At 65.4% G+C, this 16,571-nt stretch carries 16 protein-coding genes; 9 read left to right on the top strand and 7 right to left on the bottom strand.

Annotation, left to right across the window (positions count from 1 at the left end; genetic code table 11):
* Positions 1-200: 200 nt before the first annotated feature.
* On the top strand, positions 201-1,322 hold the full coding sequence (locus tag HL666_RS18370; protein WP_172132107.1) for a DUF2336 domain-containing protein: 1,122 nt from the start codon (positions 201-203) through the stop codon (positions 1,320-1,322).
* Between the two features lie 13 nt (positions 1,323-1,335).
* Here HL666_RS18370 and rimO read toward each other — a convergent pair whose 3' ends face one another.
* Positions 1,336-2,661, bottom strand: a complete 1,326-nt coding sequence (rimO, locus tag HL666_RS18375) for a 30S ribosomal protein S12 methylthiotransferase RimO (protein ID WP_172182855.1) — start codon at positions 2,659-2,661, stop codon at positions 1,336-1,338.
* A 113-nt stretch (positions 2,662-2,774) separates the two neighbouring features.
* On the opposite strand from rimO, the gene HL666_RS18380 reads away from it, so the two are divergent.
* The 5 genes from HL666_RS18380 (at position 2,775) to HL666_RS18400 (ending at position 8,586) form a co-directional block, all read left to right on the top strand.
* The gene (locus tag HL666_RS18380; protein ID WP_008965342.1) at positions 2,775-3,365 is read left to right on the top strand and encodes an ANTAR domain-containing response regulator; all 591 of its coding nucleotides are present in this window, start codon (positions 2,775-2,777) and stop codon (positions 3,363-3,365) included.
* A complete protein-coding gene (locus HL666_RS18385; RefSeq protein ID WP_172108943.1) occupies positions 3,362-4,516 on the top strand; it encodes a CmpA/NrtA family ABC transporter substrate-binding protein in 1,155 nt (384 codons plus the stop codon). The genes HL666_RS18380 and HL666_RS18385 overlap by 4 nt, the downstream gene beginning before the upstream one ends.
* A 347-nt stretch (positions 4,517-4,863) precedes the next feature.
* Positions 4,864-6,654, top strand: coding sequence for a NirA family protein (locus tag HL666_RS18390; RefSeq protein WP_172182857.1), 1,791 nt, complete (start codon positions 4,864-4,866; stop codon positions 6,652-6,654).
* Positions 6,651-8,264 carry a sulfite reductase subunit alpha gene (locus HL666_RS18395; protein ID WP_172182859.1) on the top strand — a complete coding sequence of 538 codons (1,614 nt, stop codon included), beginning with the start codon at positions 6,651-6,653 and terminating at the stop codon, positions 8,262-8,264. The genes HL666_RS18390 and HL666_RS18395 overlap by 4 nt, the downstream gene beginning before the upstream one ends.
* Positions 8,265-8,436: 172 nt before the next feature.
* Positions 8,437-8,586: a hypothetical protein gene (locus HL666_RS18400; RefSeq protein ID WP_172108937.1), complete on the top strand. Its 150-nt coding sequence runs from the start codon at positions 8,437-8,439 to the stop codon at positions 8,584-8,586.
* Positions 8,587-8,600: 14 nt separating this feature from the next.
* On the opposite strand, the gene HL666_RS18405 is transcribed toward HL666_RS18400, so the two are convergent.
* From HL666_RS18405 to pxpB, 3 genes are read right to left on the bottom strand one after another with little or no spacing between them, the layout of a single operon-like run.
* Positions 8,601-9,374 (bottom strand): LamB/YcsF family protein, encoded by a 774-nt coding sequence (locus tag HL666_RS18405; RefSeq protein WP_172182861.1) that lies wholly within the window; start codon positions 9,372-9,374, stop codon positions 8,601-8,603.
* Positions 9,375-9,406: 32 nt separating this feature from the next.
* Positions 9,407-10,441, bottom strand: coding sequence for a 5-oxoprolinase subunit C family protein (locus HL666_RS18410; RefSeq protein ID WP_172182863.1), 1,035 nt, complete (start codon positions 10,439-10,441; stop codon positions 9,407-9,409).
* On the bottom strand, positions 10,438-11,169 hold the full coding sequence (pxpB, locus tag HL666_RS18415) for a 5-oxoprolinase subunit PxpB (RefSeq protein ID WP_172108931.1): 732 nt from the start codon (positions 11,167-11,169) through the stop codon (positions 10,438-10,440). Before pxpB ends, HL666_RS18410 begins: the two co-directional genes overlap by 4 nt.
* A 245-nt stretch (positions 11,170-11,414) precedes the next feature.
* On the opposite strand from pxpB, the gene HL666_RS18420 reads away from it, so the two are divergent.
* Together HL666_RS18420 and HL666_RS18425 are read left to right on the top strand one after the other, a co-directional pair.
* Complete coding sequence (locus HL666_RS18420) at positions 11,415-12,113, top strand: ribonuclease activity regulator RraA (RefSeq protein ID WP_172182865.1); 699 nt, start codon at positions 11,415-11,417, stop codon at positions 12,111-12,113.
* A 36-nt stretch (positions 12,114-12,149) separates the two neighbouring features.
* Positions 12,150-12,554 (top strand): (R)-mandelonitrile lyase, encoded by a 405-nt coding sequence (locus tag HL666_RS18425; RefSeq protein ID WP_172131836.1) that lies wholly within the window; start codon positions 12,150-12,152, stop codon positions 12,552-12,554.
* A 68-nt stretch (positions 12,555-12,622) separates the two neighbouring features.
* On the opposite strand, the gene HL666_RS18430 is transcribed toward HL666_RS18425, so the two are convergent.
* Positions 12,623-13,498 (bottom strand): DUF2147 domain-containing protein, encoded by an 876-nt coding sequence (locus tag HL666_RS18430; protein WP_172182867.1) that lies wholly within the window; start codon positions 13,496-13,498, stop codon positions 12,623-12,625.
* 91 nt (positions 13,499-13,589) lie between these two features.
* Entirely contained in the window at positions 13,590-14,066 is a 477-nt protein-coding gene (locus tag HL666_RS18435; protein WP_172131834.1) for an Lrp/AsnC family transcriptional regulator, read from the bottom strand.
* A 146-nt stretch (positions 14,067-14,212) separates the two neighbouring features.
* Between HL666_RS18435 and HL666_RS18440 the strand changes: the two genes are divergently transcribed.
* Positions 14,213-15,232, top strand: a complete 1,020-nt coding sequence (locus HL666_RS18440) for a 1-aminocyclopropane-1-carboxylate deaminase (RefSeq protein WP_172108925.1) — start codon at positions 14,213-14,215, stop codon at positions 15,230-15,232.
* Positions 15,233-16,151: 919 nt separating this feature from the next.
* Here HL666_RS18440 and HL666_RS18445 read toward each other — a convergent pair.
* Positions 16,152-16,502 carry a hypothetical protein gene (locus tag HL666_RS18445; protein WP_172108923.1) on the bottom strand — a complete coding sequence of 117 codons (351 nt, stop codon included), beginning with the start codon at positions 16,500-16,502 and terminating at the stop codon, positions 16,152-16,154.
* Positions 16,503-16,571: the final 69 nt, after the last annotated feature.

Here is a 16,571-nt window from a genome sequence, read left to right on the forward strand (position 1 = left end):
GATCATGCGCGGGCCATACAGGCAAATTGCGAGAAGTGTCAAGGGCTCCGGCGAACTCCGGGGATCGCACTGGCGCAGCAAAACGGGGGGCGACCGCAGGTCCTGTTCGCGCGGAACTGTTTAGTTCAATTTTTACCAAACATTTAGCGGCAGGATTTACCGTGTTGCCCAGCTCGCAACTCAAGCGCTCAGGACGAGCGATGTCGAACCCCCACAACACCATCGTCGAAGACGTGCAGGCGGCGATTGCCACCGGCTCGGCGGAACGCTGCTCCAGCGTGGCGGAGCGCGTTGCCTCGCTGTTCATTGCCTCGGCAGGCAATCTGGATATCGAGCAGCACGCCCTGTTCGCCGACGTCTTCGAGCGCCTCGTCAACACGATCGAGCTGCGTGCGCTGGCCGATGTCGGCGCCCGGATCGCGCTCGCCGAGCTCAGCGCCCAGCTCGCTCCCGTCCCTCAGACCCCCATCGCTGTGATCCGGCGGCTCGCGCATCACGACGACATCGCCGTGGCCGGGCCGGTGCTCTCGGAGTCGCCACGGCTGAACGCCGAGGATCTGATCGAGATCGCCAATACCCGCAGCGAGAAGCACCTGATTGCCATCGCGGGGCGCTGGTGGCTGCAGGAGATCGTCACCGACGCGCTTCTGATCCGACGTTTTCCCAGCGTCAGCCGGAAGCTGATGAAGAATCCCGGTGCACGGATTTCGGCGGCCGGCTTCTCGATCATCCTGGCGCAGGCGATCGCCGACCCGGAACTGGCCATTGCCACGGGCATTCGCGCCGATCTGCCGTCCGCGTTGCGCAGGACGTTGCTGCAGAATGCAACCGAAGCGGTGAAGGCCAGGCTGCTCGCGTCGGCGCCGCCGCATCTCTACGAGGAAATCCGCAGCGCGATCGCAGCCGCGACGGCGGACGCCGAGCAGGGCATGTCGCGTTGTCGCGACTTCGGTGGCGCCAAGCTGACGGTCGGGCAGTTGAAGCAGGCCGGCAAGCTGAACGAGGCCGCGCTGCTCGATTTCGCGCGTCAGCGCCGCTATACCGAAACCATCGCGGCCATCGCGGAGCTGGCAAAATGCAGCATCGAGCTGGTGCGGCCGCTGATGCAGAGCCTGCGCAGCGACGGCATTCTCGTGCCGTGCAAGGCCGCGGGTCTGAGCTGGACCACGGTTGCAGCGATCCTCGACAGCCGGTTCGTGTCAGGCGCGACCAAGCCCGATGAGCTCACCAAGCTGAAGAACAGGTATCTCGAGCTGACGCTGGATGAGGCGCAGCGCCTGCTCAAGCTCTGGAACGTGAGGGCTGGCGCGTCAGCGAACTGAGCCGACGTCCGGCTCAGAACCCCGAGACGATGCCGTGCAGGTCGTATTCGTCGGCGCGCTCGATCTTGGCCGTGACGATCTCGCCGACCCGCAGCGGACGGCGGCTGGAAAGGTAGACGGCGCCATCGATCTCCGGCGCATCCGCCTTGGAACGGCCCTTGGCAACCGTCGGGCCGACCTCGTCGATGATGATCTGCTGACGGGTTCCCACCTTTCGCTTCAACCGGCGAGCCGAAATCTTCTGCTGGCGCGCCATCAGCGCGTTCCAGCGCTCCTGCTTGACCTCGTCCGGCACCTGGTCGGGCAGGGCGTTGGAGGTCGCGCCGGCCACCGGCTCGTATTTGAAGCAGCCGAGCCGGTCGATCTCGGCCTCGTCCAGCCAGTCCAGCAGATAAGCGAAGTCTTCGTCGGTTTCTCCGGGGAAACCGACGATGAAGGTCGAGCGCAGCGCCAGGTCGGGGCAGGCCGCCCGCCATCGCTTGATCCGGTCCAGCGTCCTGTCCTGCGCGGCCGGCCGTCGCATCGCCTTGAGCACGTTCGGGCTGGCATGCTGGAACGGGATGTCGAGGTAGGGCAGCACCTTGCCTTCGGACATGAGGCCGATGACATCGTCGACATGGGGGTAGGGGTAGACGTAATGCAGCCGGACCCAGGCGCCGAGATCGCCGAGCTCCCGGGCGAGGTCGAGGAAGCGGGCCCTGACGCTGCGGTCCTTCCAAGAGCTCTCGGCGTATTTCAGGTCGAGCCCGTAGGCGGACGTATCCTGGGAGATGACCAGGAGTTCCTTGACGCCGGCCGCGACCAGCCGCTCGGCCTCGCGCAGCACGTCGGCCGCCGGCCGCGACACCAGATCGCCGCGGAGCTTCGGAATGATGCAAAAGCTGCACCTGTTATTGCAGCCCTCGGAGATCTTCAGATAGGCGTAGTGTCGGGGCGTCAGCTTGATGCCCTGGGGAGGGACGAGATCCAGATGCGGGTTGTGCACCGGCGGCGACGCCCGATGGACGGCGTCCAGCACGCTTTCATATTGCTGGGGCCCCGTAATCGACAGCACGCCGGGATAGGCCTGCTCGATCTGCTCGGGCTCGGCGCCCATGCAGCCGGTCACGATCACCTTGCCGTTCTCGGCCATCGCCGAGCCGATCGCCGACAGCGATTCCTGCTTGGCGCTGTCGAGGAAGCCGCAGGTATTGACGATGACGAGGTCGGCGCCGTCATGCTGGCGGGCGAGCTCATAGCCCTCGGCGCGCAGCCGCGTGATGATGCGCTCGGAATCGACCAGCGCCTTCGGACATCCGAGCGAAACAAAGCTGATCTTGGGCGCGGAACCCTGCTGCATCTTGGAACTGCCTGATGGGATAAGCGTCAGCTAGTCCGAATTACTCAGAAAGACAAGGCTTTAAGGCGGTCGCGTCCATGCTATGGATGACCGCCCGGACACCCTGGTGATCGATGAGCGCCGAGCAATCGCCCAAAATCGTGATCGTCGACGAAAGCCCGATCCGCGCGGCCATCCTGGAGGAAGGCCTGCGGGAAGCGGGTTTTACCGGCGTGGTGCATGTCAGCGAGATGCAGGGCCTGCTGGCGCGAATCTATGCCCTGGACCCCGACGTCATCGTCATCGACCTGGAGAACCCGAGTCGCGACGTGCTCGAGCAGATGTTCCAGGTCAGCCGCGCCGTTCGCCGGCCGATTGCCATGTTCGTCGACCAGAGCGATGCGGCCTCGATCCAGGCTTCGGTCGAAGCCGGCGTGTCGGCCTATATCGTCGACGGTCTGAAGAAAGAGCGGATCAAGCCGATCCTCGACCTCTGCATCTCCCGCTTCAATGCGTTCTCCAAGCTGCAGGACGAGCTCGAGCGCACCAAATCGGCGCTGGAGGATCGCAAGGTGATCGACCGCGCCAAGGGAATTCTGATGAAGATGAAGGGCTTCACCGAAGAAGAAGCCTACGTGCTGTTGCGATCCACGGCGATGCGCGAAAAGAAGAAGATCGGCGAGATCGCTCAGTCGATCCTGACCGCCTCGGAGATGCTGAAATGAGCGGGCCGCTTCGCATTGGCTTCATTCCGCTGGTCGATGCTGCGGCGCTGATCGTCGCGGTCGACAAGGGCTTCACCGCCGCGGAGGGGCTCGACGTCACCCTGGTCCGCGAGGTCTCCTGGTCGAATGTGCGCGACAAGCTGAACATCGGGTTGTTCGATGCCGCGCATCTGCTGGCGCCGGTCGCGATCGCCTCCAGTCTCGGCATCGGCCATGTGAAGGTCCCGATCGTCGCGCCGTTCAATCTCGGCGTGAACGGCAATGCCATCACGGTCACGCCGGCCCTGCATGCCGAGCTCATGGCGAATCTCGAGGGCGACCGTTTCGACCCGATGGCGACGGCGCTGGCCTTGTCGCGCGTCGTCGCCGCCCGCCGCAAGGCTGGCGTCGAGCCGCTGACCTTCGGCATGACGTTTCCGTTCTCCACCCACAATTATCAACTCCGGTTCTGGATGGCCGCTGGCGGCGTCGATCCCGATGAGGATGTTCGTCTCGTGGTGCTGCCGCCGCCTTATATGGTCGAGAGCATCGCGAGCGGTCATGTCGACGCCTTCTGCGTGGGCGCTCCCTGGAACTCGATCGCTGTCGATCTGGGCATCGGCCACATCCTGCACTTCGTGTCGGACGTCCTGGTGCGGGCGGCCGAGAAGGTGCTCGCGGTCCGGCAGAGCTGGGCCGACAAGCATCCGGATGCGCTGGCGGCGCTAGTCAGGGCCTGCGGCCGGGGCGCCGATTTCATCGAGCAGAACCATGCCGAGGCGTCGCTGATCCTGGCGCAGCCCGAGCGGATCGGCGTCGATGCCGAAGTGCTCCAGCGCACGCTTGATGGGCGGCTCAAGATCTCGCCTGACGGCACGTTCCGCGAAAGCCCGCGCTATTTATTGGTGGGGCGCGAAGGGGCGGCTCGTCCCGAGCCGATCCAGGCGGCCTGGCTTTATGCGCAGATGGTGCGCTGGGGTCAGACGGCGCTGAGCGACGACGCGCTGCGTACGGCAATCGGCGTGTTCAGGCCGGACATCTACGACGCCGCGCTCGGTGTGGCCGGGCAGGTCCAGGACGCCGCCATCGGCGCATTCGCTGGTCCGCCATTCGCGGCCGACGACGTCATGGGTCACCTCAAGGCCTTCAAGATCGGCCGCTGGACCGCCTGATCCACCTCTCCCGATCATGCCATGAGCATCTCGGCCGCCCGACCATTTTTTGGGCGGAGTGCGCCTATTTCAGGGCTTGAGCCTACGATCGCGCCTTCGCCAATTCGCACAGCCTCTTGTTTTGTCCTGCATTTCTTCGCGTTCGAAGCTGGCACGCAACTTGAATGTTGCAGTGCAGTCAGCCGCCGCAGATGCCGCTGACTGCAATCCGTGCAGGATTTCCGCAGCAACGAAGCTGGTCGGACCGCTGATCTGAACGACGCCAAAGCCGGCCGTTCGGACCACGCGATCCTCATCCCATCCCCCGAAAGCCAATCGCCGTGGCCGCTGGAGCTTCGTCCGCCATCATGAAAATCGAAACTTTGTCAGTCGACTTCAACGACGAGCAGAAGCGCTACCTGGAAGGATTGGCTGCCGGCCTCAAGGTCAATCTGGGCGGCCGCGTCCAGGCCGCAGCCGTCACGGCCTCCGAGCCGACCGGGCCGGACGCCATCCATATCAAGGCGCAGGACAAAGTCATCGCGGCAGGCCGCAAACTCGCCGACCAGGAGAAGGTCAAGCGCGAGTTGCATCCGTTCGACGCCTACGAGCGGCTGAAGCAGCAGGCCCGCAGCAACGCGGCGCCCTCGGCCGCCGACAATTTCCGCTGGCGCTATTTCGGCCTGTTCCATGTTGCGCCGGCGCAGGACTCCTACATGTGCCGGCTGCGCATTCCCAACGGCATCATGAAGCATTGGCAGCTGACCGGCCTGGCCGATCTCGCCGATCAACTCTGCGGTCCCTACAGCCACGTCACAACGCGCGCCAATCTGCAGCTGCGCGAGATCCCGCCCAGGCATGCCGTGCTGCTGCTGGAGGGACTTTCGGATCTCGGCCTGACCGCGCGCGGCTCCGGCGCCGACAACATCCGCAACGTGACGGGCACGCCGACCGCCGGCATCGATCCGCAGGAGCTCTTGGATACGCGACCCTATGCGCGCGAATGGCACTTCCACATCCTCAACGACCGCTCGCTATATGGCCTGCCGCGCAAGTTCAACGTCGCCTTCGACGGCGCCGGCAGGATCGCGGCGCTGGAGGACACCAATGATATCGCTTTCTCGGCGGTCGAGGTGAAGGACGGCTTCGGCGTGACGCCGGGCGTGTGGTTCAGACTCGGCCTCGGCGGCATCACCGGCCACAAGGATTTCGCAAAGCCGACGGGAATCATCGTCGAGCCGGAGCGCGCCACCGAAGTGGCGGACGCCATCGTGCGGCTGTTCATCGAGACCGGCGATCGCACCAATCGGCTGAAGTCGCGGCTCAAATACGTGCTCGACAGCATGGGCCATGACAAGTTCATGGAAGCCGTCGAGGCAAGGCTCGGCCGCAAGCTCGCGCGCGTGCCGGACGAGGCGCTTGCGCCGCGGCCGGAGTCCGATCGCATGGCGCATGTCGGGGTGCACCCGCAGAAGCAGCCGGGGCTGAACTGGATCGGCGTGGTGCTGCCGCTGGGCAAGCTGACGACCGATCAGATGCGGGCGCTCGCCAAGATCGCGGCCGATCTCGGCGACGGCGAGATCCGGCTGACCGTGTGGCAGAACTTGTTGTTGTCGGGTGTGAGCGACGACAAGGTCGCATTGGCCTGCGCGGCGATCGAGCAGATCGGGCTCTCGACGAAGGCTTCGCACATCCGCGCGGGCTTGATCGCGTGCACCGGCAATGCCGGGTGCAAGTTCGCGGCAGCGAACACCAAGAAGCATGCGGCGGAGATTGGCGATTGGTGCGAGAGCAGAGTCGACATCGACACGCCCCTCAACATCCATCTCACCGGCTGCCATCACTCCTGCGCCCAGCACTACATCAGCGACATCGGCATGATCGCAGCGAAGGTGCCCGTCGGCGAAGGCGACGACACTGTCGAGGGCTATCATCTGTTCGCCGGCGGAGGCTTCGGCCCGCAGGCCGATATCGGCCGCGAGGTCTATCGCGACCTCAAGGCGGCGGACGCGCCGCGCTTCGTCGAGAAACTGCTCAAGGCCTATCTCGCCCACCGCGCTTCGCCCGAAGAGACCTTCCTGTCCTTCGCCCGTCGCCACGATGGCGACGCGCTGCGCCAGCTCGCCGAAGCCCAGACGACGTCCGAGGTGTCAGCATGAACCAGATCACCCCCATGTCGAAGATCGAGCCGAAGATCGAGATCATTCCCGCGACGGCGCCGTTCTCCGAGGCCCAGCGTTCCTGGCTCAACGGCTTCCTCGCCGGTGCCCTCGGTCTTGATGGATCGACGGCATTGCCGCCTGCGCAGAACGGCGCGGTGCTGGCGCCCGCAGGCGATGCCGATGACGGCGAGGCGCCATGGCACGACCAGACCATGCCGATCGCCGAACGCATGAAGCTCGCCGAGGGACGTCCGCTGCGCCGCCGCCTGATGGCAGCGATGGCGCAGCAGGACTGCGGCCAATGTGGCTACAATTGCAGCGACTATTCGGATGCGATCGCCAATCGCAGCGAAGCGCGTCTCAATCTCTGCGTCCCCGGCGGCAAGGAAACCGCGCGGATGGTCAAGGCGCTGTATGAGGAGATCGACAAAGCGCCAGCGGCGGCCAAGCCCGTTGCCGCGACACCGGCCACCGTCTCCGTCGTCGTCAGCGCGCCCGGCCGCTCGCGCGACAATCCGGTGGCGGCGACGTTCCTGTCGCGGCGCCTGCTCAACAAGCCCGGCTCGGAGAAGGAGACCTGGCACATCGAGTTCGACCTCGGCGAGTCCGGGCTCGACTATGTCGTCGGCGATTCCTTCGGCATCTTCGCCAAGAACGATCTTGGCCTCGTCGATCAGATCATCGCGCTGCTGGGCGCCTCGCATATGACCGAGGTCAACGGCAAGCCGCTGCGGCAGTGCCTGCTCGAGGACGTCTCGCTGGCGCCGGCGCCGGATTCGCTGTTCGAACTGATCTCCTTCATCACCGGCGGCGCGACCCGCGAGAAGGCACGGCAGCTGGCGCAGGGCGAGGATCCCGATGGCGACGCGGCGACGCTCGATGTGATGGCGGTGCTGCAGAAGTTCTCCGGCGTGCGGCCGCATCCCGAGGCTTTCGTCGAGGCGCTGGAGCCGCTGCAGCCGCGGCTGTACTCGATCTCCTCGTCGCACAACGCGACGCCCGGAAAACTGTCGCTGACCGTCGACTGCGTCCGCTACGTCGTCGGCAAGCGCAAGCGCCTCGGTCTCGCCTCGACGTTCCTGGCGGAACGGATCAATCCCGGCGACAAGCTCCGCGTCTACGTCCAGAAGGCGCATGGCTTCGCGCTGCCGGCCGACCCGAAGACGCCGATCATCATGGTCGGCCCCGGCACCGGCATCGCGCCGTTCCGCGCCTTCCTGCACGATCGCAGGGCGACCGGCGCGCCGGGCAAGAACTGGCTGTTCTTCGGCCATCAACGCAGCGACTGCGACTTCTTCTACGCCGACGAGCTCAACGCGATGAAGACCGCTGGCCTGCTGACCCGGTTGTCGCTGGCGTGGTCGCGCGACGGCGACAAGAAGTTCTACGTCCAGGACCGCATGCGCGAGGTCGGCCGCGAGGTGTGGACATGGCTCGCCGACGGCGCGCATCTCTACATCTGTGGCGACGCCAAGCGCATGGCCAAGGACGTCGAGCGCGCCCTGGTGGACATCGTCGCCCAGTTCGGCGCGCGATCGACCGACGAGGCCGTCAGCTTCGTCGCCGACCTCAAGAAGAAGGGCCGGTTCCAGCTCGACGTTTATTAACGCATTCACCGGGGCTGGAACCCCGCGGATAAAATTCTCGGCCGGGGCAGCGGCCGAGAATTTTTTGGTTCCAAGCGGACCCGAAACGGGGGGCTTGTCGTTATTTGCGCGGTTGCCTTGCATCGGCCTGTGAGAGCGCTTTTCTCCTGGCCGGAACTTCAGGAGACCGGCCATGCGGACGCTTTCGACGCCCCTGCGACAGATGCCTCAGGCTCGCGCCATTCGCGAGCGCGGCGCCACGGTGGCACTGGTCGCCCTCTACGGCGCACTCGCGCTGATCGGGGCCATCACGCTGGGCATGCCCTTCACCCATCCGTTCTGATCAGACTCCTTCGTTCACGGCGCCGTCTTGAACGGCGCCACCCTGATGCCGGCCGCGTCGAGCGCCTTGCGCACCTCGCGGGCGATCTCGACGGCGCCAGCGGTGTCGCCGTGAATGCAGACGGTGTCGGTGCGCATCTTCATCACCTTGCCCGTCACTGAGACGACCGCTCCGTCTTGCACCATGCGCACGACGCGATCGGCAATCACCTTGGGATCGTGCAGCACCGCGCCCGGCTTGCTGCGCGACACCAGGAGGCCGTTGTCGTCATAGGCGCGGTCGGCGAACACCTCGTGCGCCATCGACAGATTGGCTTTTTCTCCAGCGGTCACCAGCTTCGAGTTCGCGAGCACCACGAAGATCAGGCTGGGATCGACGGCCTTGATTGCCTTGGCGATCGCGTTGGCCGTCATGTCGTCCTCGCAGGCGACGTTGGACAGCGCGCCATGCGCCTTGACATGCGTGACCTTGTGGCCGGCCGCGGTGGCGATCGCCTGCAACGCACCGATCTGATAGGCGACGAGGTTCTCGACCTCCGATGATGTCAGCCCCGGCACCGGGCGTCGGCCAAAGCCGTGGAGGTCGCGATAACCGGGATGCGCGCCGACGCTAACGCCTTTCGCTTTCGCCATCTCCACCGTCCGGCGCATGATGTCGGCATCGCCGGCGTGAAAGCCGCAGGCGACGTTCACGGAGGTCGCCAGCTCGATCATCGCGGCGTCATTACCCATCTCCCACGGGCCAAAGCTTTCTCCGAGGTCGCAGTTCAGGTCGACGGTGCTGGTCATGTGATGGTCCGCTCGTTGATGAGGTACGATCGTTAGTCGGGCGTCGCTCCGGGCCAGGTCGTGACGTCGGTCGCACTGACGGCATGCCCCGCCACATTGGCGGTGAACAGCGCATCGATGTTGAAATCACTGCTCACAAGCTCGGTGACGCGGCCGGGCAGGCTGCGCATCAGGTCCTTGTAGCGGCGCAGCTCGGCCTGCGCCTCGGCCATGCCGACCGCCTTGAAGCGGAACGGCGTGCCGGCCGGCGTCTGCGCCAAGCGACCGAAATCAGCCGTGATGACGGTCGCAATCTTCGGATAGCCGCCGCTGGTGCCGCGATCCGACATCAGCACGATCGGCGAACCGTTGCCGGGCACCTGGATGCTGCCCTCGACGGTGCCGTCCGAGACGATGTTGTGGCCGTGCAGATGGCTGATGACGGGGCCCTCGAGCCGATAACCCATGCGGTCGCTGGTCGCCGAGACCATCCAGTTGCTGCGGAGGAACAGCGCCTTCATCTCGTCGCTGAACTCGTCGTCCTGTGGACCCATCACCACCCTGATCGGGCCGCTCAGCTTCGGCACATCGATCTGCATCTCCGGCGTCTGGCCGGCTGGCGCGACGTCGAACACGTCGCCGGCCTGCAGCGGCCGCGGGTAGGGGCTGCCAAGGCCGGCGCGGGCATTGACCGAGAGGCTGTTGAACATCGGCTCGCCCGGTATGCCGCCTTCGATCGCGAGATAGCTGAACGAGCCGCCGCGCGCAAAACCGAGCGCGAGCTTCTCGCCCTCGTTCAGCGTCACCGATGTGTTCATGTCGACCTGGCGCTTGGCGACCTCAACCGGCCGCGGCGCGCCGCACAACGCGACGCGCACCGCGCCGCCCTTCGCCGTGAACGTCGCGCCGAACGGCCCGATCTCGATCGCAGCCGCCATCAGCGCATTGCCGACCAGGCTGTTCGCCGCGGCCAGCGACAGCTTGTCCATCGCGCCCGACGGCGTCAGCCCATAGCGTTGCGCACCGAAGCGTCCGCCATCCTGGACGGAACTTGCCGGGCCGATCTGCGAGACGATGAGCGTGCTCATGCGGCGATCCGCTCGGCGATCAGCTCGCCGTGTTCCGCCGCACGCTCCTGCTCGGCAAACGTCTTCTCATCCACGGCGTAGAAGCTGACCTCGTCGCCGGGCTCGAGCAGAAAGGTCGGTTCGCGGTGCAGCTGGAAGGTCCGCATCGCGGTGCGGCCGAGCAGGTGCCAGCCGCAGGGACCGGCGAGGCACTGGATGCCGGTCTGGATGCCGCCGATCGCGACGATGCCCGCCGGGGTCGCCAGACGCGGGTTTTGCCGGCGCGACATCTGCAGCGACGGATCGAGGCCGGAGAGATAGGACCAGCCCGGCGTGAAGCCGATCATCGCGACGCGATAGGTGCCGGCGACGTGGCGCGCGACGACCTCGTCCGGCGTGATGCCGAGCGCCCTGGCGACGTCCTCGAGGTCGATGCCATTCTCGCCGCCATAGCAGACCGGAACCCGCCAGCGCCTGACCTCGGTGTCCGGTGCGAGCGACCCGGCCGAGAGCGCAAGCAGCCTTGCGCTGAGCGTCTCGTGGTCGATGACGCCGGGATCGTAATGCACCAGCAGCGAGCGATAGGTCGGCACGGTCTCGGTGATGCCGTCGATCGCAGCCGCCGCCAGTGCGTGATCGAGCGCGAGGACGCGCCGGTTCGCGGTCTCGTCGATGGTCCGGCTGAACTCGACGGTCAGAGCGCTGTCGCCGCTGGGCAGCAGGCGAGGAGGGAGAAAAGGGTCGGCCATTGGTCCGAAGTGATCCGCGTTGCTGGTCCCTGATCTAGCCGTTTTCAGTTGCGAGTGGAATTGGGTGAAAGGCAAAAAGTCTCGAAAATTCAATAAATTAATCGGATGTTCTGCGATAAGAGAACTTTATCGGGCCGCGCAACCCCGCATGCAGCGGGCGCACGCCGCGAGGCCTTGACGCGGCGACCGCCGCTCGCAAGATGCGCCTGCCTTTTTAGCCAGCCTGTTGGAGCGCCAGTCTCAAGATGTCCCTCACTCCCGAAGCCATCGCCACCCTCTCTCAAGTCACCACCGCGACCATCACCACGGTCCTGCTGAAGAAGGGGTTGCGCAATGTCTGGCTGCGCGGCGCGAAGCCGCTGCGCCCGGGACAGAAGCGGCTGGTCGGTCCCGCCTTCACCTTGCGCTTCGTGCCGGCGCGCGAGGATCTGGCGACGCCGGAATCCTGGTCGTCGCCGATCTCCACCCGCACCGCGATCGAGGCCATGCCCGAGGGCTGCATCGCGGTGGTCGATGCGATGGGCGTCAAGGATGCCGGCATCTTCGGCGACATCCTGTGCGCCCGCATGGTCAAGCGCGGCGTGACCGCGCTGATCACCGACGGCGTGGTGCGTGACCTCGAAGGGGTGATGGGCACCGGGCTTCCGGTGTGGTGCGACGGCTATGCCGCGCCGCCGTCGGTCGCGGGCCTGACCTTCGTCGGCTGGGGCGAGGCGATCGGCTGCGGCGGCGTCGCCGTGTTCCCGAACGACGTCATCGTGGCCGACCAGGACGGCGCCGTGCTGATCCCGCAGGCGATGCTCGATCACGTGCTGGCCGAAGGTCCCGAGCAGGAGCGCATGGAGGCCTGGATCGTCGACGAGGTGAACAAGGGAGCCGTGCTGCCGGGCCTCTATCCGATGAATGCCGAGACCAAGGCGCGCTACGTGGCGTCGAAGAAGTAAGCTCACACGCGAGCGACAGCTCCAGAAAGGCACATCATGGACTTCCATCCCGCCGGCTCGCGCGCCACGCGCAAGGCCCCCGCCGAGTACTTCACCGGCAACGTGCTGCAGGACCCGCTGATCATGGCGCCGGCGCCTGCGCGCCTCAACGCCTCGCGCGTCTCGTTCGCGCCGGGCGCGCGCACCGCCTGGCACACCCATCCGCTGGGGCAAACGCTCTATGTGGTCTCCGGCATCGGCCGCATCCAGGCCAAGGGCGGCCCGGTGCGCGAGATCCGGCCGGGCGACGTCATCTTCATCCCGCCGGGCGAGAAGCACTGGCACGGCGCTTCGCCCGACAACGAGATGACGCACATCGCCATGCAGGAGGCGCTCGACGGCGTCTACTCCAACTGGATGGAGCACGTCACCGACGAGGAATACGCGACGCCGGTCGGCTGATCCTCGACTGATGAAACGTGCAGCGCGCGGTCGAGAGGCCGCGCGCTTTTGTCTTGAAGCCGCAACGCTCAGTTCACCCGCGTCCAGGTCTGGCCGCCGCAGAACATGCCGCCGAAGGCGCAGCCCTGCACGCGCAAACTGTCCGATCCCTTCAGCGCGATGGTCGAGTCGTAGGTGCTGCCGCTGTTCGGATCGAAGATGCGGCCACTCCACTTCTTCTCCTGCGTCTTGTCGCTCGGACGCATGTTGATCAGGATCTGCTCGCCGTTCTGGTTGGTCTTGGCGTCGACGGCGTAGCCGCAAAGATTGCTCCCGCACGGCTCGATGCGGATCTTGCCTTCCTTCTCCTCGGTCAGCCAGATCCCGACGGGAGAGTTCGGATCGCGCATAGCGGGTGGTGCTGCCGTCGGCGGCGCTGCGGCGGTCGTCACGGCGGGCGTGGCCTGGGCCGGTCGCGGTGAGACCGCGACAGGTGCTGGAGCCGCTGCAGGAGCGGCAGCGGTCGACGCAGCCGCAGGAGGCGCAGCGGGAGCTGCCGTCTTGGCGGCTTGTTCGGCTGGTGCGACGGGGGCCGCTGGCGGCGGCGCAGCCGCTTGGACGGGGGCAGGCGCAACCGGAGCAGGAGCAGGTGGCGGGCTCGCAGGGGCGACGGCCGTCGGGGCAGGGGCCACCATCGCCGGAGCCTGCGCGGGCGGAGCCGGCGTGACGGCCGCTTCGGCTGGCGCCTGCTTGTCCGAACCCGGCTGCGGTTTGGCCGCGCTGTCCTGATCGCGCTTGGTGCGCTTGGTCTTCTTCTGCTCGGTATTGTCGTAGACGCCCGGGATCTGCACGGTGCCGCGGTCGGGATCGATGCGGATCGTCTTGCCGCCGTACTCGATGACGTATTGCGCATGGGCGGCACTGCTGGCCAGAACCACGGCAGCAACGGCCAACAGCCTCTTCATCAGGATCTCCGCGATTCCGGTTGCTGATGTGAGCGAGCTCACGCGCAGTTAAGTCGCTGATGCCGCGACCTCGGTTCAATGCAGCACCTGCTCAGAAATCGAGCGGCGCATTGTCGACAACCTCCTTCATCACGAAGAAAGTGCGCGTCTGTCGCACGCCGGGCAGCGAGATCAACTGGTCGCCATGCATGCGGTTGAAGTCCTGCATGTCTCTGACGCGGATCTTGAGGAAGAAGTCGAAATCGCCCGCGACGAGATGGCAATCGAGCACGAATTTCAGCTTGCGGATCGCGGCCTCGAAGGTGCGGAAGCTCTCAGGCGTGGAGCGATCGAGTACGACGCCGACCAGCACCAGCGCGCTGCGCTCGACCTTCTCGGGCGCGATCTGCGCGCGCACGCTCTTGATGTAGCCCGCCTCGAACAGCCGCTGGGTGCGGCGATGGCAGGTCGCAGGGCTGACATGGACGGCTGCGGCCAGCTCGGCATTGCTCATGCGGCCGTCCTTCTGCAGCAGCTGCAGAATGCGACGGTCGACGCGGTCGAGATCGGCTTCGGAAGTTTCTTTCATCAATTACTGATCCATTGATGGAATATACCGCAATATCGGCTCGTCCTCGACGTAAGCACGAAAGAACGGACCAATAAAGAGAGCACCTTTCGTCGGCTTTCTCGTATGTTTCGCTTGATCCATTTCACCATCCACGGAGAGATCCCGTGCTTCGGCTCGACAAGTTCAAGAAGTATCCGCTGACCTTCGGTGCCACGCCCATCGAGCATCTGCCGCGCCTGACCGCAGCGCTCGGCGGCAAGGTGCAGATCTATGCCAAGCGCGACGATTGCAATTCCGGCCTCGCGATGGGCGGCAACAAGCTGCGCAAGCTCGAATACATCGTGCCCGACGCGATCGAATCCAATGCCGACACGCTGGTCTCGATCGGCGGCGTGCAGTCGAATCACACCCGCATGGTAGCGGCGACCGCGGCCAAGATCGGCATGAAGTGCGTCGTGGTGCAGGAGAGCTGGGTGCCGCACGAGGACGCCGTCTATGACCGCGTCGGCAACATCCTGATGACCCGCCTGATGGGCGCCGACAGCCGCATCGTCGAGGACGGCTTCGACATCGGCATCCGCAAGAGCTGGGAGAACGCGATCCAGTCGGTGAAGGATGCCGGCGGCAAGCCCTACGGCATTCCGGCCGGCGCCTCCGTGCACAAGTTCGGCGGTCTCGGCTATGTCGGCTTCGCCGAGGAGGTGAGGGCGCAGGAAGCCGAGATGGGCATCAAGTTCGACTACATCATCGTCTGCGTCGTCACCGGCTCGACCCAGGCCGGCATGATCGTCGGCTTCGCCGCCGACGGCCGCGCCGACCGCGTCATCGGCATCGACGCCTCCGGCACGCCGGAGCAGACCCGCAGCCAGGTGCGGCAGATCGTCGACAACACCGCGGAGCTGGTCGAGCTCGGCCGCAAGGTGCGCGACGACGAGATCGTCATCCTCAACGACTACGCCTATCCGGCCTATGGCGTGCCGAGCGCCGAAACCAACGAGGCCATCCGCTTGGCCGCCCGCACCGAGGCGATGATCACCGACCCGGTCTACGAGGGCAAGTCGATGCAGGGCATGATCGACCTCGTCAAGAAGGGCTACTTCCCGGAAGGGTCGAAGGTGCTCTACGCCCATCTCGGCGGTGCTCCGGCGATCAACGGCTACAGCTACACGTATCGCAACGGCTGAGGGCGGCGCAGGCTGCCGCTGCCTCGTCGCGATGAGCCGAGGTGCAGCAACACACACAACTGTCGTCCTGGCCTTCGAGCCGGGACCCATCGCCACCGGCGGCGCTGCTCTGCTCCGCTGCATCTCCGCCCTACCACAAACTTCGGCCTGTGAGTCTGGGTCCCGGCTCGGAGGCCGGGACGACACTGAATCTGTTGCGCGAGCGATCCATACAGCGCCGTCATTCCGGGGCGCGCGCAGCGCGAGCCTGCAATCCATAGCCACGAGCGCTCGTGTTGGGCACGCTGGTCTCTCCATCGCGTTCCCAAGGCTTCGTCACGGAGTATGGATTCCGGGCTCGCGCTGCGCGCGCCCCGGAATGACGGCGGGTGTGTTGAGAGAGCGACCAAAACAAGACACCGCGTTCTCGCGACGCATGACGTCCGAGTGATCCATCAGTCGGCTCCCTCTGTAGAAGAAGAGGGCGCAGGGAATGCCGGGTGAGGGCCTCACCCATGGCCCGCCTGCGTAAAAAATGCAGGCGGCAGGTACCACAGGTGCTGCCGATCAACCGGCATTCCCTGCGCGACGGTCTTAACGCTTATACGCAGTCTCCCTGGTGCGCCGGGCTTGTTGGCCACCATGCCGCGACAATGCTTGCGCATTGCGCGGGTGATACCAGCGTCGGGGTATCAGGACCCTGCGACTTCACGTCCGCAAGCTGCCGTCCGTCCGCGTGCAAGCACGCTTTCGGCATCTCGCGGCCATCGCCTCCCCACCTCGCGTGTCGTGACGATCGCGCGCAACGCCCCTCTCGTTGAGGCGGGATGCGCGCAGTGAACTATGTATTTCGGAAAAACGCAACAAAAATATTTGCTTACCTGACCTGACGATGGTCTTCCCGTTGGAATGGCTCAGAAATATTCGGTCTTAGCGTAGATCAGGTCGGCGGCTTTTCGAGCCGCGTCCGGTGCCTGGCAAGAATGGCACGAACGAACGGCGTAGCCCAGAACTGCTGCTCCGGGTCGCTGAAGTCCGCGGCGTCGAGCAGGGACCAATACCAGACCGTATGGGCATGGAGATCGATGTTGCGGTCGAGAATGACGAGGACACGTTGCCACCGTTGATCAGGATCAGGATGCTTCTCGAGCCTTTGCAGGTCCTCGAACGACTGAATGATCGTTTCCATCAAGACGAAGCGCTCGTCTTCGCTCAATTCGCCGCTCTCATATGCGGAGAGAAACTCATCGATCCTGGTGGGATCTGCTACTTCCCACTCCCAGTCCTGCATACCCGGCTCGTTGGGAAAGCCAAACCGGCGGCATAGCGAATGCATGGCTTCCCGCGTTGAATATCGCCA

Origin of the sequence: Bradyrhizobium aeschynomenes (genome assembly GCF_013178945.1) — a bacterium.
In the GTDB taxonomy this organism is placed as follows: Bacteria; Pseudomonadota; Alphaproteobacteria; order Rhizobiales; family Xanthobacteraceae; genus Bradyrhizobium; species Bradyrhizobium aeschynomenes.